Below are 17,707 nucleotides of genomic sequence, written 5' to 3' on the forward strand. Positions count from 1 at the left end.
TCCTAGGAGGTTCGCGCAGCGCGCGCGAGCATCATAGGCGCCTCAGCGCGATGCGAGCGCGTGCCGGGCCGCGCGCACGATGCTCTGCGCGTCGACGCCGAAGAACTGTCGCAAGGCGGCGCGCGTGTCGCTGCGGCCGAAGCCGTCGGTGCCGAGCGTCAGGAAGCGCCTGCCCTCGGGCAGGAAGGCGCGAACGCTCTCGGGCACCGTGCGCACATAGTCGGTCGCGGCGATCACGGGGCCGCGGCCGGCCGCAAGCTGCCGCGCAATGAAGGGCGTGCCCGGTTCCGCATCGCCCGCCAGCGCCCGTTCCTCGCAGGCGCGGCCGTCGCGTGCGAGCTCGCTCCAGCTGGTGACGCTGAAGACCTCCGCGGTGATGCCCTGCTCGGCGAGTTGCTGCGCCGCCTTGACGACCTCGGTCAGGATCGCACCGGAACCGAGCAGCGTCACCTGCACCTGCGCCGTGGCCGGCTGCGCGCCCCGCCAGCCGTCGAAGCGATAGCAGCCGCGCAGCACGTCGGCCTCGGCGCCTGCGGGCAGGTCGGGCTGCGCGTAGTTCTCGTTCATGAGGGTGACGTAGTAGAAGACGTCCTTCTGCTCGACCATCATCTCGCGGATGCCGGCATCGACGATCACCGCCATCTCGCCCGCGAAGGCCGGGTCGTAGGCCTTGCAGTTCGGAATGGTCGCGGCGATCAGGTGGCTGGCGCCGTCCTGGTGCTGCAGCCCTTCGCCGCCCAAGGTGGTGCGGCCCGAGGTGGCGCCGAGCAGGAAGCCGCGCGCGCGCTGGTCGGCCGCGGCCCAGATCTGGTCGCCCACGCGCTGGAAGCCGAACATCGAGTAGTAGATGTAGAACGGCAGCATCGCCAGCCCATGCACGCTGTAGCTGGTGGCCGCGGCGGTCCAGCTCGCGATCGCGCCGGCCTCGCTGATGCCCTCTTCGAGGATCTGGCCGTCGGTGGCTTCGCGGTACGAAAGCACCGAGCCGATGTCCTCGGGCGCGTAGCGCTGGCCCACGCTCGAATAGATGCCGACCTGCTTGAACAGGTTGGCCATGCCGAAGGTGCGCGCCTCGTCGGCCACGATCGGCACGATGCGCGGGCCCAGGACGGGGTCCTTCATGAGGTTGCCCAGCATGCGCACGAAGGCCATGGTGGTGCTCATCTCCTTGCCGGCGGCCGCCACGGCGAACTGCGCATAGGCCGCGATGCCGGGCTTGGCGACGGGCTCGCAGTCGGTCACGCGGCGCGGCATGCTGCCGCCGAGCCCGGCGCGCCGGTCCAGCAGGTAGCGCATCTCGGGGCTGTCCTCGGCCGGCTTGTAGAAGGCGAGCGAGGTGGCCTGGGCATCGGTGAGCGGCAGGTTGAAGCGGTTGCGGAATTCGATCAGGTCGGTGTCCTCGAACTTCTTCTGCGAATGCGTGGTCATCTTGCCCTGGCCCGCGCTGCCCATGCCGAAGCCCTTCTTGGTGTGGGCCAGGATCACGGTCGGCTGGCCGCGGTGCGCGGCCGCCGCGGCATAGGCGGCGTGGATCTTCACGAGGTCGTGGCCGCCGCGCTTCAGGCGGTCGATCTGCTCGTCGGTCATGCCCTGCGCCAGGCGCGCGAGCGCCTCGTCCTGGCCGAAGAAGGTGTCGCGGTTGTAGCGTCCGTCCTTGGCCGCGAAGGTCTGCATCTGGCCGTCGACCGTGTTGGCGAAGGCGCGCACCAGCGCACCGCCGATGTCGCGCGCGAAGAGGCCGTCCCAATCGCTGCCCCAGACCAGCTTGATGACGTTCCAGCCGGCCCCGGCGAACAGCTTCTCGAGCTCGTCGATGATGCGGCCGTTGCCGCGCACCGGCCCGTCGAGGCGCTGCAGGTTGCAGTTGACCACCCACACCAGGTTGTCGAGCTTCTCGCGTGCCGCCAGCGTGAGCGCGCTCATCGATTCCGGCTCGTCCATCTCGCCGTCGCCGAACACGCCCCACACCTTGCGGCCTTCGCAGTTCAGCAGGTGGCGGTGCGTGAGATAGCGCATGAAGCGCGCGTGGTAGATCGAGCTGATCGGCCCGATGCCCATCGAGCCGGTCGGGAACTGCCAGAAGTCCGGCATCAGGTACGGATGCGGGTAGCTGCTGAGGCCGCGCGCGCCCTGGCCTTCGGTGAAGGCGGGCGCCGTCAGCTCCTGGCGGTAGTGCGTGAGGTCGTCCTCGCTCAGACGGCCTTCGAGGAAGGCGCGCGCATACACGCCGGGCGCGCTGTGCGGCTGGAAGAAGACGAGGTCGCCAAGGTGTTGCCCCCCACGCTCCCCCACTTCGTGTGGGTCGCTGCCCCCCCTCGGGGGGCGCTCGCCGCTTGGGGCGGCCCGGCGCGGCTCGGCGTCGGTGCGCGCATGGAAGAAGTGGTTGAAGCCGGTCTCGAACAGGTCGGCCGCGCTGGCGTAGCTCGCGATGTGGCCGCCGAGTTCGCCATAGGCCTGGTTGGCGCGCACCACCATCGCGAGCGCGTTCCAGCGCATCAGCGAGGCGAGGCGCTCCTCGATCGCGAGGTCGCCGGGGAACGCGGGCTGGTCGTCGACCGCGATGGTGTTGACGTAGGGGGTCGCCAGCTCGGGCTGCCAGCCGATGCGCCGGGCCCGCGCCAGGCGGGCGAGCTCGTCGAGCATCCAGCGCGCGCGCTCCGGCCCGTGGGCTTGAGCCAGCGCAACGAAAGCCTCGCGCCATTCGGCGCTTTCCACGGGGTCGGGGTCGTGCAGGGGCATGTCGAACGGGGCGCGCAGCTGGCTGGGGGAGATCGGAGCGTTCATGAACCGCAATTTAGGCCGGCGGCGTTGAAACTAGCTGCTGTTTGTACGCCTTTTCCGCGATGCCGGCCGCATAAAATGCCGCAACCCTCCCGAGCGGCAGCATCAAATGCAACTGGACACGATCGACCTTCGCATTCTCGACGAGCTGCAACGCGATGGCGCGCTGTCGAATGTCGAACTGGCGCGCCGCATCCGGCTGTCGCCCTCGCCCTGCCTGGCGCGCGTGAAGGCCCTCGAAGGCGCGGGCGTGATCCAGCGCTACGTGGCGCTCGTCCATGCCGGCGCGCTGGGTCTGGGCCTGAACGTCTTCATCTCGATCAGCCTGACGACGCAGAGCAAGCAGTCGCTGGCCGAGTTCGAGCAGCGCATCGCGGAGCACGACGAGGTGATGGAGTGCTACCTGATGACCGGCGACAGCGACTACCTGATCCGGGTCGCGGTGGCCGACATCGCGGCGCTGGAGAAGTTCATCCTCGAGCAGCTGACGCCGATCGCCGGGATCGAGAAGATCCGTTCGAGCTTCGCGCTCAAGCAGGTGCGCTACAAGACCGCGCTGCCGCTGCCCTGAAGTCCGGGCCCCGTGCGGCCCTCATTGATAATCCGCGATCGCGCAGGCCGGTGAGCCGGCAAGGACGACCGTTCAGTGGACATTTCTTTCGATCTCGTGTTCGGCGCCTTGACGCTGATCGTGGCAGGCGCCGCGCTGGCCATCGCGCCCCGCGAGCGGCGGCTCGAATTCCTCATGCACATCACGATCGTGACCATGCTCACCATCTTCGTCGTGAAAATGGGCTGACCCCCAGGTTGGCTCACTTCGTGTAGCCGCCCACCCCCTTTCAGGGGGCGCTGCCAGCGGTCCGGCGAAGCCGGCCCGCGGCAGCCCACGAACAGAGGGCGCCGGCGCGGCCTCTACCTAGGCCAAAGGGCCCAAAGGCGCAGGGGCTGATTGACCCTTGCCGCGACGCGGCCCGCATCGGCGCCGGTGCCCGCGAAGTAGTCGGCCCGCACGGCGCCAACGATGGCGCTGCCGGTGTCCTGCGCGATCACCAGCTTGGCCAGCGGCACGGCCGGTCCCGGCGATGCAAGCCAGACCGGCGTGCCGTAGGGAATGCTGTCGCGATCGACCGCGATCGAGCGGCCGGCCGTGAGCGGCACGCCCTGCGCACCCACCGGCCCCGAGGCGGCATCGACCTCGTTCAAGGGCTCCTCGCGGAAGAACACATAGCGCGGATTGCTCCACAGCAGTTGCGACACCCGCTGCGGATTCTGGGCGACCCACAGCTTGGTGTCCTCCGGCCACAGGCTCACCTTGGTCGCGCCCTGGCTCATGAGCCATTGCTGCACGCTCCGGTAGGGCTGCTCGTTGGTCGCCGCGAAAGCCACGCGCACCGTGCGCCGAGTGCCATCGGGCTCGGTGATGCGCAGCCGTCCCGAGCCCTGGATATGGAGCATCAGCGCGTCGATCGGGTCGGCCAGCCAGGCGATCTCCCTGCCGCGCAGCGCGGCCTGGGCCTGGGGCAGGGTGTCGATTTCCTGGCGCGTGTACCACGGCCGTTTGGCGACCAGGCCCGCCGGCGTCTGGTAGAGCGGCACCGTGTTCGTCGCGGTCGGCAGGCGCGTGGCGTCGAAGACCGGTTCGTAATAGCTCGTGAGCTTGCCTTCGCTCGGGCCCGCGGGCGATTCGACCCGGAAGGGCTGCAGTCGCTGCATCATCCATTCGCGCTGCTGGTCGGCGTCGGCCAACGCGAGCTGGCGAACCTCGCGGCACAGCGGCGCGATGGCGGCGTTCGGCCGCGTGCAGTTGGCGACCATCGCCACCCAGCCTTCGTGCAGCGCATCCTCGTTGAAGCCCGGCAGCTCGGACCAGGCCACGGGCGTCCACCGGCTCTTGGGATGCGCGAGCGATCCGGTCAGCGGGCCGAGATCGCGCGGCGCAGCCGCACTCGGCGTCGCCGCCGGCACCTCGGGCTGTCGCGTGCTGACGCTGCAGCCACCCAGCGTTGCTACGATCGCGAGTCCCACCAGCCACCGGAGTCCTTTGTTCATGGGTCTGATTTTGCTTGAAGCCCTCGGCGCCGGAATCGTGTTCATCCTGATCATCTGGTGGACCATGTTCTCGGGCCGCAAGGGCGGCGAACTGCACGACGTGCACGGCCCCGACGAAGCACCGCCGGGCACGCCATCTCGACCTCCCGCCGAAGCGCCGCCACGCGATTGACGGCGTGTCGTCTCGAGCCGCTTCGGCCTGTCGGCCGCAGCGCCGATCGCTATCGAATCGATAGCAGCGCGACAAGCAACGATAAGCCAGGCCAGGGCTCTAGACCGCCGCGGGTGTTACATGCGGAAACCGCCGCGCCAGACATTCGACGCCAGTCGCTCGGGATAATCGCCGTTCCTTGTTTTGGACCCCGAGAAAGATTGACATGAGAAATTTCGTACTCGCCACCAGCGCCGCAGCGCTCGTCCTGTCAGGCTGCGCCGGCACCGGCACCGGCATGACCGACACCCAGCGCAACACCGGCATCGGTGCCGGGGTGGGCGCGCTGGCGGGCGCGGCGATCGGCTCGGCCACCGGCGGCAACCGGGGCGCGATCGGTGCCGGGGCGGCGGTCGGCGCGTTGGCGGGCGCCGCGGGCGGCTACCTGTGGTCGCAACGCATGGAGAACCAGAAGCGCCAGATGGAAGCAGCCACCCAGGGCACCGGCGTGGCCGTGACCCAGACCGCCAACAACGAGCTCAAGCTCGCGATCCCGAGCGATGTCTCCTTCGACGTCGGCCGTTCGGCGATCAAGCCCAATTTCTCGCCGGTGCTCGACCAGTTCGCCAGCGGCCTGCGCAACAACCCGAACGCCGACGTGCGCATCATCGGCCACACCGACAGCACCGGCACCGACGCCATCAACAACCCGCTGTCGATCGCGCGTGCCGCCAGCACCCGCGACTACCTGGTCGCGCGCGGCGTGCCGGCCGGATCGATCCGCACCGAAGGCCGCGGCGCGCGCGAGCCGATCGCCGACAACTCCACCGATGCCGGCCGGGCGCAAAATCGCCGCGTGGAAATCTACGTCGGGGAACGCCCCCAGGGCTAAGGCGCGGGGGCTCTAGACCCCTCGCAGCAGGTTGGCGAGCTCGACCGCCGACTTGACCTCCATCTTCTCGAACACGCGCGCGCGGTGGACCTCCACCGTGCGCACGCTGATCGCGAGCTGATCGGCGATCAGCTTGTTCGGCAGGCCTTCGACGACGCAGCGCATCACGTCGCGCTCGCGATCCGTCAGCTCGTCGATGCGGTGCTTGAGCAGCTTTCGCGTGCGCTGCGCCTCGATGGCTTGCAGCGAAACGCCGAGCGCATGCTCGATGCGATCGACCAGCGCGTTGTCCGAAAAAGGCTTCTCGCAGAAGTCGAAGGCGCCGCGCTTGACCGCATCCACCGCGGTCGGCACATCCGCGTGGCCGGTCAGGAAGATCACCGGCATGGTGTCGAGCAGTCCGCGTTCCGCGAGCCGGTCGAACAGCACGAGCCCGCTGGTGCCGGGCATGCGCACGTCGAGCAGCAGGCAGTGCGGGTGGTCCAGCAGCGGCTCGTCGGCCAGGCGCGCCTCGAAGGCTTCGGCGCTGGCGAATTGCTCGCTCACCAGGCGCCGCGAGCGCAGCAGCCAGGCCAGCGCCTCGCGCACACTGGCGTCGTCGTCGACGATGAAGATCAAGGCATCGATCAGGGGTTGCATGAGATGAGTGTCAGCTGGCGGTCGCAAGAGTAAATCGGAAGACCGTGCCGCGCGGCCGCTGCGGCTCGAACATGAGCACGCCTCCGTGCTGCTCGACGACGGTGCGGCACAGGCTCAGGCCCAGCCCCATGCCGTCGGGCCGGGTCGTGAAGAAAGGCGTGAAGAGGCGCGCCGCCACCTCGTCGCTGATGCCGCAGCCGACATCGGCGACCGAGAACTCGAGCCAGCGGCGCGCGTCCGCGCCCGGACTTCCGCCGGCGCGCACGACGCGCAGCCGCAGCACCCGCTCGGCCAGGCCGGGCATGTCCATCGCCTGCATGCCGTTGCGCGCCAGGTTCAGCAGCACCTGCTCGACCAGCGTCCGGTCGCACACCACGGCCGGCAGGTGCTCCTCGAACGCGAGCTCGACGCGGACCCCCAGCTTGCGCGCCTGCAGCCGCACCAGCGGCAGCACCGCATCGACCAGCGCCTGGGGCGTCACCGCCTCGCGCGTGCGGTCGCGCCGACGCACGAAGTCGTGCACGCTGCGGATCACCTGGCCGGCGCGGTCGGCCTGCTCGGCAATGCGGCGCACCGCCATCGCGACCTCTTCGTGCTCGCTCGCGCGCGGCAGGCCGTCGGCACCGAGCAGGTTGAGCGAGCCGCTCGCATAGCTCGCGATCGCCGCCAGCGGCTGCGTCAGTTCGTGGCTCAGCAGCGAAGCCATCTCGCCGACGGTCGCCAGCCGCGCGCTGGCCTGCAGGCGCTCCTGGCTGGCCCGCGACAGTTCCTCGATGCGGCGCTGCTCGCTGATGTCGATGAAGGCGCTCATCCAGCCGCTCTGGGACCCTTGCGCGTTGATCAGCGGGGCCTCGAAGATCAGCACCGGGAAGCGGGTGCCGTCCTTGCGCATGAAGACCGATTCGAATCCCTCGCGCGGCGGCGTGGCGCCCGCCAGTCGCACCGCCTGCCGGCGCTGGTATTCGTGCGCCAGTTCGGTCGGCCAGTAGGGCGCCTCGACGTCGCTGCCCATCAGCTCCTCGGCACTGAAGCCCACCATCTCGCAGAAGGCCGGATTGACATAGGTGATGCGGCCCCGCAGGTCGCGCGCGCGCAGGCCCGTGATGACCGAGTCCTCCATGGCCTTGCGAAACGCCAGCGCATCGGCGAGATCGCGTTCGGCGCGCAGGCGCCGGCGCGTGTCGCGCGCCAGCAGCACCAGCACCGACACCAGCGCGATCGAGATCGCCGTGACCAGCGCGGTCAGCATGTTGGGGAACAGGTCGGGCACGGCGCGCCAGCCGTCGACGCGCAGCATCAGGGTGGCGCCCGGAAGGTCGATCAGCTGCTGCGCGGTGAAGACCCGCGTGCCGATGCGGCGCGGCGCGCCGATCGCCACCAGCCGGGTGCCGTCGGCCTCGGTGAAGGCCACCTCCTGACCACGGCTGAGCATCGGCGCCAGCATCTCGGTCAGCGTGTCGCGAAGGGAGTAGGCAGCCACCAGGTAGCCGCCGCCCTCGACCGGCACGCACAGTTCCAGGACCTCGAGGCCGCTGCCCTGGGTCGAGGCCACGTAGTGGCTGGGCGAATAGGCCGGCGTGCCGAGCTTGCGCGCGCTGGTGCAGGCCTGCTCGACGTCGGTCTGGTTGGGGCCGCGTTCGTTGTCGCCGAACACCCGCCGTCGATAGGGCGAATCGACCACGCCGAGCGGATGCAGGGCCGGGTCGCGCCATTCGAGGCGCAGCCATTCGCGATGGTCGCGCAGCAGGCCGGCGGCCCGGGTTTCCCACTGCTCGCGGTCGACGCCGCCGGCCAGCGAGGCGCGCAGCGTCTGCACGTTGCGTTGCAGACCATCGCGCAGGTCCGACACCGCATCGGCCGTGTCGCGGTCCAGCACGGTCTGGGTCTGCTCGACCTCGTGCCGGCCGGCCAGCCAGACCACGGTGACCAGCAGCGCCAGCACCAGGATCGCCAGCAGCACCCACAGGAACCAGCGCCGCCACACCGAGCGCATGAAGCGCAACCGCGCGAACGCGGGCCGCAGGACGCGGGCGACGGGCAGCGGAGGCGCGGACACCGGCTTCAGATCACGCTGTGGGACAGCGCGGGCAGTTGCGCGCGCGCGGCTTCGAGCTGCGCGGCATCGATCTCGAACAGCACCGCGGCTTCGCCTTCGGCGTGCTGCGCCACCACCGCGCCCCAGGGGTCGACCACCATCGACTGGCCCCAGGTCTGGCGTCCGTTCTCGTGGGTGCCGCCTTGCGCCGGCGCGACCACCCAGGCGAGGTTCTCGATCGCCCGGGCGCGCAGCAGCACCTCCCAGTGGGCGGCGCCGGTGGTGCGCGTGAAGGCGCTGGGCACCAGCAGCAGCTCGGCCCCCTCGCGCGCCAGCGCGCGATAGAGCTCGGGAAAGCGCAGGTCGTAGCAGACGCTCATGCCGATGCGCCAGCGATGGCCGTCGCGCGAGGGCAGGTCGAAGCACACCGGCTGCGAGCCCGGCGCGATCACGCGGCGCTCGTCGTAGCGCTCGCGGCCATTGTCGAAGAAGAACAGGTGGATCTTGTCGTAGCGCGCGACGCAGGCGCCGTCCGGTGCGTAGACCAGCGAGCTGTTGAAGACATGCTGGTCGTCGTCGGTCTCGATCGGCAGCGTGCCGCCGACGATCCAGAGCCCGAACTCGCGCGCGGCATCGGCCAGGAAGCTCTGCACCGTGCCGGCACCGGCGGTCTCGCGCAGCGCCAGCTTGTCGGTGTCGCGCCGACCCATCATGCAGAAGTACTCGGGCAGCACCGCGAGCTCCGCGCCCGCGGCTGCGGCCTGGGCCAGCAGGTCGTGGGCGCGCGCCAGGTTGGCCTCGCGGGCGATGGCCGACACCATCTGGATCGCAGCGACTTTCATGGCGGTTGTCTCCTGAACTCGTTGAGGCCGCCCGCCGGGCCGCCCCAAGGGCGGACTGCACCCCCTCGGGGGGCAGCGATACACGAAGTGATGAGCGTGGGGGCCATGTCTTATCGGGGAATCGACGGCGCAGCCTGGGCCTCGGGGGTCGGCCGGCGCGCCACCCGGGTGATTTTCGGGTCGGTCCAGGTGCCGTCGATCTGGAACTCCTGCGTGGCGGCGGCAATCAGCGGCCGGCTCAGCACCATCTGGGCCAGGAAGGTCCCGAGGCCGATCGCGGGATTGATTGCAGTCGCCACCAGCGCCGCCGTGCCGGCGCTGATCTCGGGCACGACCACCACCCGGATGTTCTGCGTCTCGCGCGCGATGTCGGCCGAGCCATCCATCAGCACGGCGGCGTTGACACCTTTCATCTGCAGGTTGTTGGTGGACGCCACGCCCTTGACGATGGTGGCATCGCCGCGCAGGAAATCGAAGGCGAAGCCGGCGCTGAAGATGTCGCGGAAGTCGAGCGTGAGGCGCCGCGGCAGGGCCTGCAGGCTCAACACGCCCAGCAGCTTGGCGATGCCCGGATCGGCCTTGAGGAACTGTCCCGATTCGACGTCGATCTTCAATTGCCCGCCCAGGCTCGGGTAGTCGATCGAGAACGGCGAGCCGGTCCAGTTCACCTCGCCCTCGAGCCGGCCCCGGCCGCGCCGGACCACATCCTTCATGCCGAAGCGATTGAGCAGCGCGCCGGCATCCGTGATGTCGAGCTTGAATTCCATGGCGGTGCGGCGCTGCTCGCGCCCGCCGCTGCCGCCCGGCGGTGCCGCCCAGCTGCCCTGGGCATTGAAGGTGGCATCGGGGTTGGTGAGGGTCAGCTTGTTGAGCCGCCATTCGCGCCCGACGCCGCCGCGGTTCACCGCGTCGATCTCGGCCCGGCCGAGCCGTCGGCCCAGCAATTCGAAGTCGTCGACCACGATGTCGAGGGCCGGCAGGGTGCTCGGCTGCTCGTCGAGCAGCGACTCGACCGCGGTCGCCTCGCTGCGGGCGATCTTGAGCCGCGCGAGCCGCGCGTACAGCCGCCCGGCCTGCGCATGACGGTATTCGGCGTAGCCGCTGAGCTCGGTGGCGTCGACGTTGGCGCGCCAGAGCTGGCCGTCGCGCGTGCCGCCCAGCACCACGTCGTGCAGCGTTCGGCCGCCGAACGCCAGCTCCTGCGCGCGCAGCGCGATCACGGTGGGCAGGTAGGCGAGCGCGTCGTCGCCGCTGTCGACATTGGGCGCCGCTTCGGGCGCCTTGCCGGTGGTCTCGCTGAACAGCGCCTGCCAGGCGCTCAGGTCGAGCCGGGCGAAGCGCATGTTCGCGAGCACGCCGCGTTCGGGCGACGGCGCGGATTCGTCGGCCCCCAGCCCGATGCCGATGCCGCCGCGCAGCACGCGCGCCTCGCGGCCGGAAATGTCGCGCACGTAGCTGGCCGAGCCGACCTTGCCGAACTCGAGCGAGATCTGATCGTGGACCAGCGGCGCGGCGCCCGAGGCCCGGGCTTCGCGCAGCACGACCTTTTTCTCGACCCGCAGCGGCATGATCTCGTCGGCCTGCTTGGTCATGGGCGCCGGCAATTGCAGGCCCAGGCCCTGAAGGCTGCTCGTGAGCAGGAAGTCGGAGGCGCCCTCGCGCACCGAATAACGGGCCGCGTAGGGCGTGCTGCCGGTCGTGTTCTTGGCCAATCGCGCCAGCCAGTCGACCTCGCGCGCCGCGCGCAGGCCGTCGGCGCTCGCCGTGCCCTGGACGCGGATGTCCAGTTCCTGCCTGGCGCCGAAGCGGCCGCTGCCCTCGATGCGCATCGCACCCCCGAGCCCGCGCGCCTGCACGCCGGCCAACGAGAAGCCGTTCTCGGTGAAGCTCAGCGTGCCGCGCGCCTGCGTCAGCGCCGGCGCAGCGGACGCGAGCTGCAGCTCGTTGTCGGCCAGCACGATGCTGGCCTGCACCTTGGTCTTGTCCATCGCCTCCAGCGGCAGCTCGAGGCGCAGCTTGTAGTCGGCGTTGCCGGTCGCGCGCATCTCCGCCAGGGTGGCACCGACTTCGCCGGCCAGCGGCCCGCCGACCCGCAGCAGCTCGCCCAGCGGGCCCTTGGCCTGCGCATCGACCTTGAGCAGCGCATGGTGCGACATGTCGGCGATCTGGGCCTCGGCCTTCGTGATCTCGATCCCCTGCGCGCCGGCGATGCGCCCGCGCGCGTTGCGCACCAGCATGCCGGCGCGCTCGAACACCAGCTCGCCCGACAGGCCCGTCAACCCTGGCCAGACCTTGGTCTCCCGCGGCGCCGGCGGCACATAGGCATAGCTGACGTCGGCGACCTTCGCGACGATGCGGAAGTCCCCGTGCTTCGGGTCCATGAAGGGCATGTCCCAGAGGTCGCCGCGGACCTTGAAGTCGACCGAGCTGGCGGTGCCCTTGGTGACCGCGTCGCGCACGTAGTCGCGCGTGGGCTTCGGAATGTGAAGCGGCAGATAGCGCCAGACCCGGGTGCCGTCGGCCCGCGTCAGCTTGCCCTGCAGGTCGAGCACGCCGGGATAGCGGTCGGCGCCGCGCGACACCGCGGGGTCGCTGGTGCGCCAGCTGGCCTGGGCCTCGCCCTCGGCATCGACGTTCGCGAAGCGCAGGTTCGAGACCTGCAGCTGGGCCGCGCCGCCCTCGAGCTTCCACTGGAGCTGGCTCGACAGCCGCTCGATCGGCACCACCGGCTCCTCGAACACGCCGGGCAGGTCGAGCGCGCCGTTCGCGATCGACAGCGTGGCGCTGCCGCCGGCCTGGCTGGCCTCGAAGTCGACCGTGGCGCCGCTCACGCCGGGGGTTCCGACCGGCTCGTGCGGCGGCGCGCTCGCGGGCACCGGGGCCGGGGCGGCCGCCGGCGCACCCGGCTGCGACGCCACGCTGAAGCCGCTCATGCGCCCCTTGAACTGATAGTGGTCGGGTTCGCCCGCCGTACCTTGCCAGCTGGCCTCGATGCGCTCGACCAGGCCGCGCGGCTGGAACGCCTCGATCCGCTTGCGGGCCGCCTCGCCCAGCGGCAACCGGTCGGCGATCATCGCCAGCGCCGCGAGATCGAGCCGGTCGGCTCGCAGCGCGGTGCGCTCTGCGGCATGGCCCTTGGCCGGCGTGTGCTGGAACCACAGATTGCCCCCGGGCCAGCGCATCTGATCGGCGGTGTCGAACTGCAGCCGGCTGGTTGCAAACTCCAGCGTGCCGTCGCTGCGCTTGCCGGCCAGGCGTCCGGTGACGTCGCGCAGCACCAGCGGCCGGAGCGCCTTGCCGAGCGAGGCGTCGATGCGGGTCAAGGCCAGGTCGACCGCGCCGCCGCTGAACTCGCCGTCATTGACGTCGGCCCAGACCCGCAAGCCGCCCGCGCCTTCGCGGATCCGGCCGTCGAGGTCGACGTAGCGGCCGAGCCGCGTGATGTCGATGTAGGGCAGGTCGGCATAGACCTGGCCGTCCCAGGTGCGCCAGTTGCCGCTGCGCACCGACAGCAGGGGCTGGCGGAACCGGCCGCGCAGCGTGATGCGCTCGCCCCAGCCGGCCGGCGGCGTGGCGTCGAGGCGCATCGCGTGGCGGCGGCCGCCGTTGCGGGCGACGAACTGGACGTCGGTCAGCAGCAGCGGCCCGGTCTTGCGCCGCTCGTCGGTCCAGCGCACCGTCCCGCCCTGCACCACGACCTCGCGCTGGGCGAAGAACCAGTCGGCACCGTCGCCGCCGCCGCTGGTCTCGTTGGACATGTCGAGCCCGGCGATGTGCAGCTTGCCGAGCGCGTCGCGCCGGACTTCGACCTGCGGCCGCTCGATGTAGAGCTGCTCGAAGCTCAGGTTCCAGAGCGAGCGCGGCGACACGCTGGCCACCACCCGCTCGAGGCGCAACGCCTCCTGGTTGCGGGCGTCCAGGAGCACCACGTCGCGCAGCTCGACCGTGGGAAACAGGCTGCCCGACCGGGCGCCGATCGAACCGATGCGCACCGGCACGCCGATGGCCCGTGTGGCCTGCGCTTCCAGCGCGCCACGGTAGTCGCCGATTCGCGGCACAATCCAGAGATGTAGGACAGCGACTGACAGCGCAAGCAGGAGCCATGCACCGATCAGCAAACCCAACAACCAGCGCGCCGTCGCAGCGGTGATCTTGAGCAGACGTGAAGGGGAAGACGTCGTGTCGTTCATTGAGGATCGCGCTGTGTCAGGAATTATGACCGCCAGCACCCAACCGGGTTCCACCGGTGCCGATGCCGAGATTCAGCGGTCGATGCCGCCATCCGATTCGCCGCCACTGTCGGCCTATTCGCGCTTCGTTCAGCGGCTTCGGCGCCGCTACGCTGCCGAGCTGCCATTGCTGCCGCCAGGCGAACCGCTGCGCGCCCCTATGGCCGAGGCCTATCAGGCCCTGCGCGCGCGCGGCGACACGGCCGCCGACGCGCTGCGCATCGTGCGCCAGCTGGTGATGGAGCGGCTGATCGCGCTCGACTGCGACCAGCAGGCGGCGCTGGCGGTGGTCACCACCGCGGTCACGCAACTGGCCGAATTCGCGCTCGACGTCGCCTGCCGCGAAGCCTGCGCCGAACTCGACGAAGTGCACGGGGCACCGCTCGCGGCCGACGGCCGGCGCGCCCAGCTCTGGGTCGTCGGCATGGGCAAGCTCGGCGCGCGCGAGCTCAACGTGTCGAGCGACATCGACCTGATCTATCTCTACGACCAGGACGGCGAAACCGCAGGCGACCCCGATGGGCGTTCACGGCTCGCCAACCAGGAATACTTCGCGCGCGCGGTCAAGCGCATCTACGCGCTGGTGGGCGACACCACCGGGAACGGCTTCGTGTTCCGCGTCGACCTGGCGCTGCGGCCCAACGGCAACTCGGGGCCGAGCGTGGTCTCGCTCGATGCGCTCGAGGAATATTTCCAGGTCCAGGGCCGCGAATGGGAGCGCTTCGCCTGGCTCAAGAGCCGCGTGGTGGCGCCCGCGGCGGTGGTGGCCGACAGCTCGGCGCAGGCGCTGCGCGGGGTGGTGCTTCCCTTCGTCTTCCGCCGCTACCTGGACTACAGCGTGTTCGACTCGCTGCGCACGCTGCACCGGCAGATCCGCGAACAGGCGGCGCGCCGCAGCGCCGGCCGGCCCGAACGCGCCAACGACGTCAAGCTGTCGCGCGGCGGCATCCGCGAGATCGAGTTCACGGTGCAACTGCTGCAAGTGGTGCGCGGCGGCCAGTTCCCCGAGTTGCGCACCCGGCCCACGCTCGATGCGCTGCAGCGCCTGGCGCGCGCCGGCCTGATGCCGCAGGAAACGGCCAATGCGCTGGCCGCCGCCTACGAGTTCCTGCGCCGGGTGGAGCACCGCATCCAGTACCTGGACGACCAGCAGACCCACGTGCTGCCGGTGAACGACGACGATCTGCGGTGGATCGCGCAGACCCTCGGGTACGCCGACTGCTGCGCCTTCCTGGCCCAGCTCGACGCCCATCGCGAATTCGTCGCCCAGGAGTTCGACAAGCTGCTCGGCGGCAAGGCGCCCTGCAACGGCTGCAAGGGCGGCGCGCCGGGCCCGGCGCCGGTGGACATTCACGACCTGATCGACACCCTGCCCGGTCCGTTCGCCGAACGCATCCGCGGCTGGAGCGAGAACCCGCGCGTGCTGGCGCTGCGCGACGACACGCGGGCCCGCCTGCGCCAGCTGATCCAGCGCACCGGCCAGTGGCTGCGCGAGCCCGACAGCGAGGCGCCGGGCCGCATTTCCCACCATGTCGAGGCTGCGCTGCGCTGGGCCGACTGGATCGAGCCGCTGCTGCGCCGCGAAAGCTACATCGCGCTGCTGGTCGAACGGCCCGCCGTGCAGGAGCGGCTGCTGCGCCTGCTCGGCTCGGCCAAGTGGCCGGCGCGCTACCTGCTGCAGCATCCCGGCGTGATCGACGAGCTGGCCAGCAACGAGATGCTGAGCGGCCGCTTCGTGGCGGCCGAGTTCGAACGCGAGCTCGAGGACCGCCACCAGTCGCTGACACGCACCGGCGAAGCCGACGAGGAGCGCCTGCTCAACCTGCTGCGCCATGCGCACCATGCCGAGCTGTTCCGCACGCTGGCGCGCGACGTCGATGGCCGGATCACGGTCGAGCAGGTGGCCGACGACCTGAGCGCGCTGGCCGACGTGGTGCTGCGCGTCACCGCGCGCTGGTGCTGGCCGCAGGTGCGCAATCCGCACCGCGAGCAGCCGCAGTTCGCGATCATCGGCTACGGCAAGCTCGGCGGCAAGGAACTGGGCTACGGCAGCGACCTCGACATCGTCTTCGTCTACGACGACGAGGACGAGCGCGCCGGCGAGGTCTACGCGGCCTACGTGCGCAAGCTGATCAACTGGCTCACGGTCAAGACCCGCGAAGGCGACCTGTTCGAGATCGACACCGCGCTGCGCCCGAACGGCAACTCGGGCCTGCTGACCACCAGCTTCGAGGCCTACGAGAAATACCAGCTCGGCCGCGGCAGCAACACCGCCTGGACCTGGGAGCACCAGGCCATGACCCGCGCCCGCTTCGTGCTCGGCGCGCCGGCGCTCGGCGAGCGCTTCGACCGCATCCGCGAGGCGGTGATCACGGCGCCGCGCGATCGCGACGCGCTCAAGGCCGAGATCGTGGCGATGCGCGAGAAGGTGCGCGCCGCGCGCCCGGTCAAGCCCGACCGCTTCGACGTCAAGCACAGCGCGGGCGGCATGGTCGACGCCGAATTCGCGGTGCAGTTCCTGGTGCTGTCGGCGGCCGAGGCGCATCCCGAACTGGTGCCCAATGTCGGCAACATCGCACTGCTGCTGCGGGCCGAGGCGGCCGGCCTGCTCCCCACGGGTATCGGCCAGGCCGCCGCCTCCGCCTACCGCGAGCTGCGCCGGGTGCAGCACCGGGCCCGGCTCAACGAGGAACCGACGCAGGTGCCGATGACGGCGCTGGTGGTCGAGCGCGAGGCCATGCTGGCCCTGTGGAAGGCCGTATTTGATTGAGACTGGCCCCCACGCTCCCCCACTGCGTGTGGGTCGCTGCCCCCCGAGGGGGCCGCAGGCCGCCTTGGGACGGCCCGGCGCCGGCCTGGATGGCCCCCACGCTCCCCCACTGCGTGCGCTGGGCCGCCTGATCGCACCACGGATCGCATTCGGGATCGCGGCGGCGACGCTGGTGTTCCTCGCCGGCTGCGCCAGCGGACCGCGCGGCGGCTCCGGCGTCGGCCGCGACGGCGCCGACGCCAATCCGCCTTCCGGACTGAGCCAGGTGCCCGATGCCGAGCCCCGGGTTGAGTCGATCCGCAGCAGCGGCGGTACCAGCAAACCCTATACGGTGCTCGGCCGCTCCTACGTCCCGATCGCGGACGACCGGCCGTTCCGCGAAAGCGGCCTGGCCTCGTGGTATGGCGCCAAGTTCCACGCCCAGTCCACCGCGAGCGGCGAGCCCTACGACATGTACGCGATGACTGCCGCACACAAGACGCTGCCGCTGCCGAGCTACGTGCGGGTGCGCAACCCGGCCAACGGGCGCGAGGTGATCGTGCGCGTGAACGACCGCGGCCCCTTCCACGACGACCGCGTGATCGACCTGAGCTACACCGCGGCGCTCAAGCTCGACCTGCTGCGCGGCGTCGCACCGGTGGAGATCGAGCGCATCACCAACGAGGACATCCGCACCGGCGCCTGGCGGCGGGCCGATGCGCCGGTGCTGGCGCAGCAGGCGGTTCCCGCCTTTGTGGCGGCCGCGCCGGCCGCTGCACCCGACAGTGTCGCGGTGCCTTCGACGTTGACCGTGCCGGTGGTCGCCACCTCGCGAGACGACGCCATGCAGGTCACGGCGCTGCCGCCGATGGCCCCGCTGGCCGCTCCTGCGGTCCAGGACGCCGCGCCGACGCCGCGTGCGGCGGCCGCTGCCGGGCCCGGCTTCTGGGTCCAGCTCGGCGCCTTCAGCCAGCGCGACGGCGCGCTGCGCTTCCAGCAGCAGGTGGCGCGCGAAATGCCGATGCTGTCCGCCAACCTCGCCGTGTTCAGCGAGAGCGGCACGCACCGGCTGCAGGCCGGTCCCTTTGCATCGCGCGATCTGGCGCGCGACACGGTCGAACAGGTCCGCAACGGCCTGCAACTGGCGCCGGTGATCGTCGAGCGCCGGTGACTAGGCTCGCCCCCAGGTTGGCTCACTTCGTGTAGCCGCCCACCCCCTACCGGGGGCAACACCAGCGGCCCGGCGGAGCCGGTTCCGCGGTGTTTCACCAACGGGCCTGGCTGCGCCGGCCGGTGAATACCGGCGCTGTGGTTTGTCTTCGGCTGCGCGTAGCGCGCCC

Annotated in this window: 12 protein-coding genes; 6 read left to right on the forward strand and 6 right to left on the reverse strand. The window is 70.7% G+C overall.

The genetic code is table 11. From position 1 onward, the window contains the following. Positions 1-42 precede the first annotated feature (42 nt). Positions 43-2,784 (reverse strand): pyruvate dehydrogenase (acetyl-transferring), homodimeric type, encoded by a 2,742-nt coding sequence (gene aceE / locus AC1D2O_RS15870; RefSeq protein ID WP_478157422.1) that lies wholly within the window; start codon positions 2,782-2,784, stop codon positions 43-45. A gap of 106 nt (positions 2,785-2,890) precedes the next feature. On the opposite strand from aceE, the gene AC1D2O_RS15875 reads away from it, so the two are divergent. Both AC1D2O_RS15875 and AC1D2O_RS15880 read left to right on the forward strand, forming a co-directional pair. Next, the gene (locus AC1D2O_RS15875) at positions 2,891-3,352 is read left to right on the forward strand and encodes an Lrp/AsnC family transcriptional regulator (RefSeq protein WP_478094321.1); all 462 of its coding nucleotides are present in this window, start codon (positions 2,891-2,893) and stop codon (positions 3,350-3,352) included. Positions 3,353-3,427: 75 nt separating this feature from the next. Next, positions 3,428-3,580: a hypothetical protein gene (locus tag AC1D2O_RS15880; protein WP_478094323.1), complete on the forward strand. Its 153-nt coding sequence runs from the start codon at positions 3,428-3,430 to the stop codon at positions 3,578-3,580. A 113-nt stretch (positions 3,581-3,693) separates the two neighbouring features. Here the strand turns inward: AC1D2O_RS15880 and mltA are convergent, their stop codons facing one another. Then, positions 3,694-4,830, reverse strand: coding sequence for a murein transglycosylase A (gene mltA / locus AC1D2O_RS15885; RefSeq protein ID WP_478157424.1), 1,137 nt, complete (start codon positions 4,828-4,830; stop codon positions 3,694-3,696). Here mltA and AC1D2O_RS15890 point away from each other — a divergent pair. Then, a complete protein-coding gene (locus AC1D2O_RS15890) occupies positions 4,829-5,002 on the forward strand; it encodes a hypothetical protein (RefSeq protein WP_478092844.1) in 174 nt (57 codons plus the stop codon). The two genes, mltA and AC1D2O_RS15890, sit on opposite strands and share 2 nt — an antisense overlap. 205 nt (positions 5,003-5,207) lie before the next feature. Next, entirely contained in the window at positions 5,208-5,873 is a 666-nt protein-coding gene (locus AC1D2O_RS15895; protein WP_478092843.1) for a YiaD family glycine zipper/OmpA-like lipoprotein, read from the forward strand. A gap of 12 nt (positions 5,874-5,885) precedes the next feature. On the opposite strand, the gene AC1D2O_RS15900 is transcribed toward AC1D2O_RS15895, so the two are convergent. The 4 genes from AC1D2O_RS15900 to AC1D2O_RS15915 form a co-directional block, all read right to left on the reverse strand. Next, the gene (locus AC1D2O_RS15900; protein WP_478092842.1) at positions 5,886-6,512 is read right to left on the reverse strand and encodes a response regulator transcription factor; all 627 of its coding nucleotides are present in this window, start codon (positions 6,510-6,512) and stop codon (positions 5,886-5,888) included. Between the two features lie 10 nt (positions 6,513-6,522). Continuing rightward, positions 6,523-8,505, reverse strand: coding sequence for a two-component system sensor histidine kinase NtrB (locus AC1D2O_RS15905; RefSeq protein WP_478092848.1), 1,983 nt, complete (start codon positions 8,503-8,505; stop codon positions 6,523-6,525). A gap of 68 nt (positions 8,506-8,573) precedes the next feature. Then, a complete protein-coding gene (locus tag AC1D2O_RS15910; RefSeq protein WP_478092841.1) occupies positions 8,574-9,389 on the reverse strand; it encodes a carbon-nitrogen hydrolase family protein in 816 nt (271 codons plus the stop codon). Between the two features lie 110 nt (positions 9,390-9,499). Continuing rightward, positions 9,500-13,579 (reverse strand): YhdP family protein, encoded by a 4,080-nt coding sequence (locus AC1D2O_RS15915; RefSeq protein ID WP_478157426.1) that lies wholly within the window; start codon positions 13,577-13,579, stop codon positions 9,500-9,502. A 25-nt stretch (positions 13,580-13,604) separates the two neighbouring features. Between AC1D2O_RS15915 and glnE the strand changes: the two genes are divergently transcribed. Beyond that, on the forward strand, positions 13,605-16,388 hold the full coding sequence (glnE, locus tag AC1D2O_RS15920; RefSeq protein WP_478092827.1) for a bifunctional [glutamate--ammonia ligase]-adenylyl-L-tyrosine phosphorylase/[glutamate--ammonia-ligase] adenylyltransferase: 2,784 nt from the start codon (positions 13,605-13,607) through the stop codon (positions 16,386-16,388). A 109-nt stretch (positions 16,389-16,497) separates the two neighbouring features. Beyond that, the gene (locus AC1D2O_RS15925) at positions 16,498-17,538 is read left to right on the forward strand and encodes a septal ring lytic transglycosylase RlpA family protein (RefSeq protein ID WP_478092828.1); all 1,041 of its coding nucleotides are present in this window, start codon (positions 16,498-16,500) and stop codon (positions 17,536-17,538) included. Positions 17,539-17,707: the final 169 nt, after the last annotated feature.

It is taken from the genome of Variovorax sp. P1_G12 (assembly GCF_056405555.1).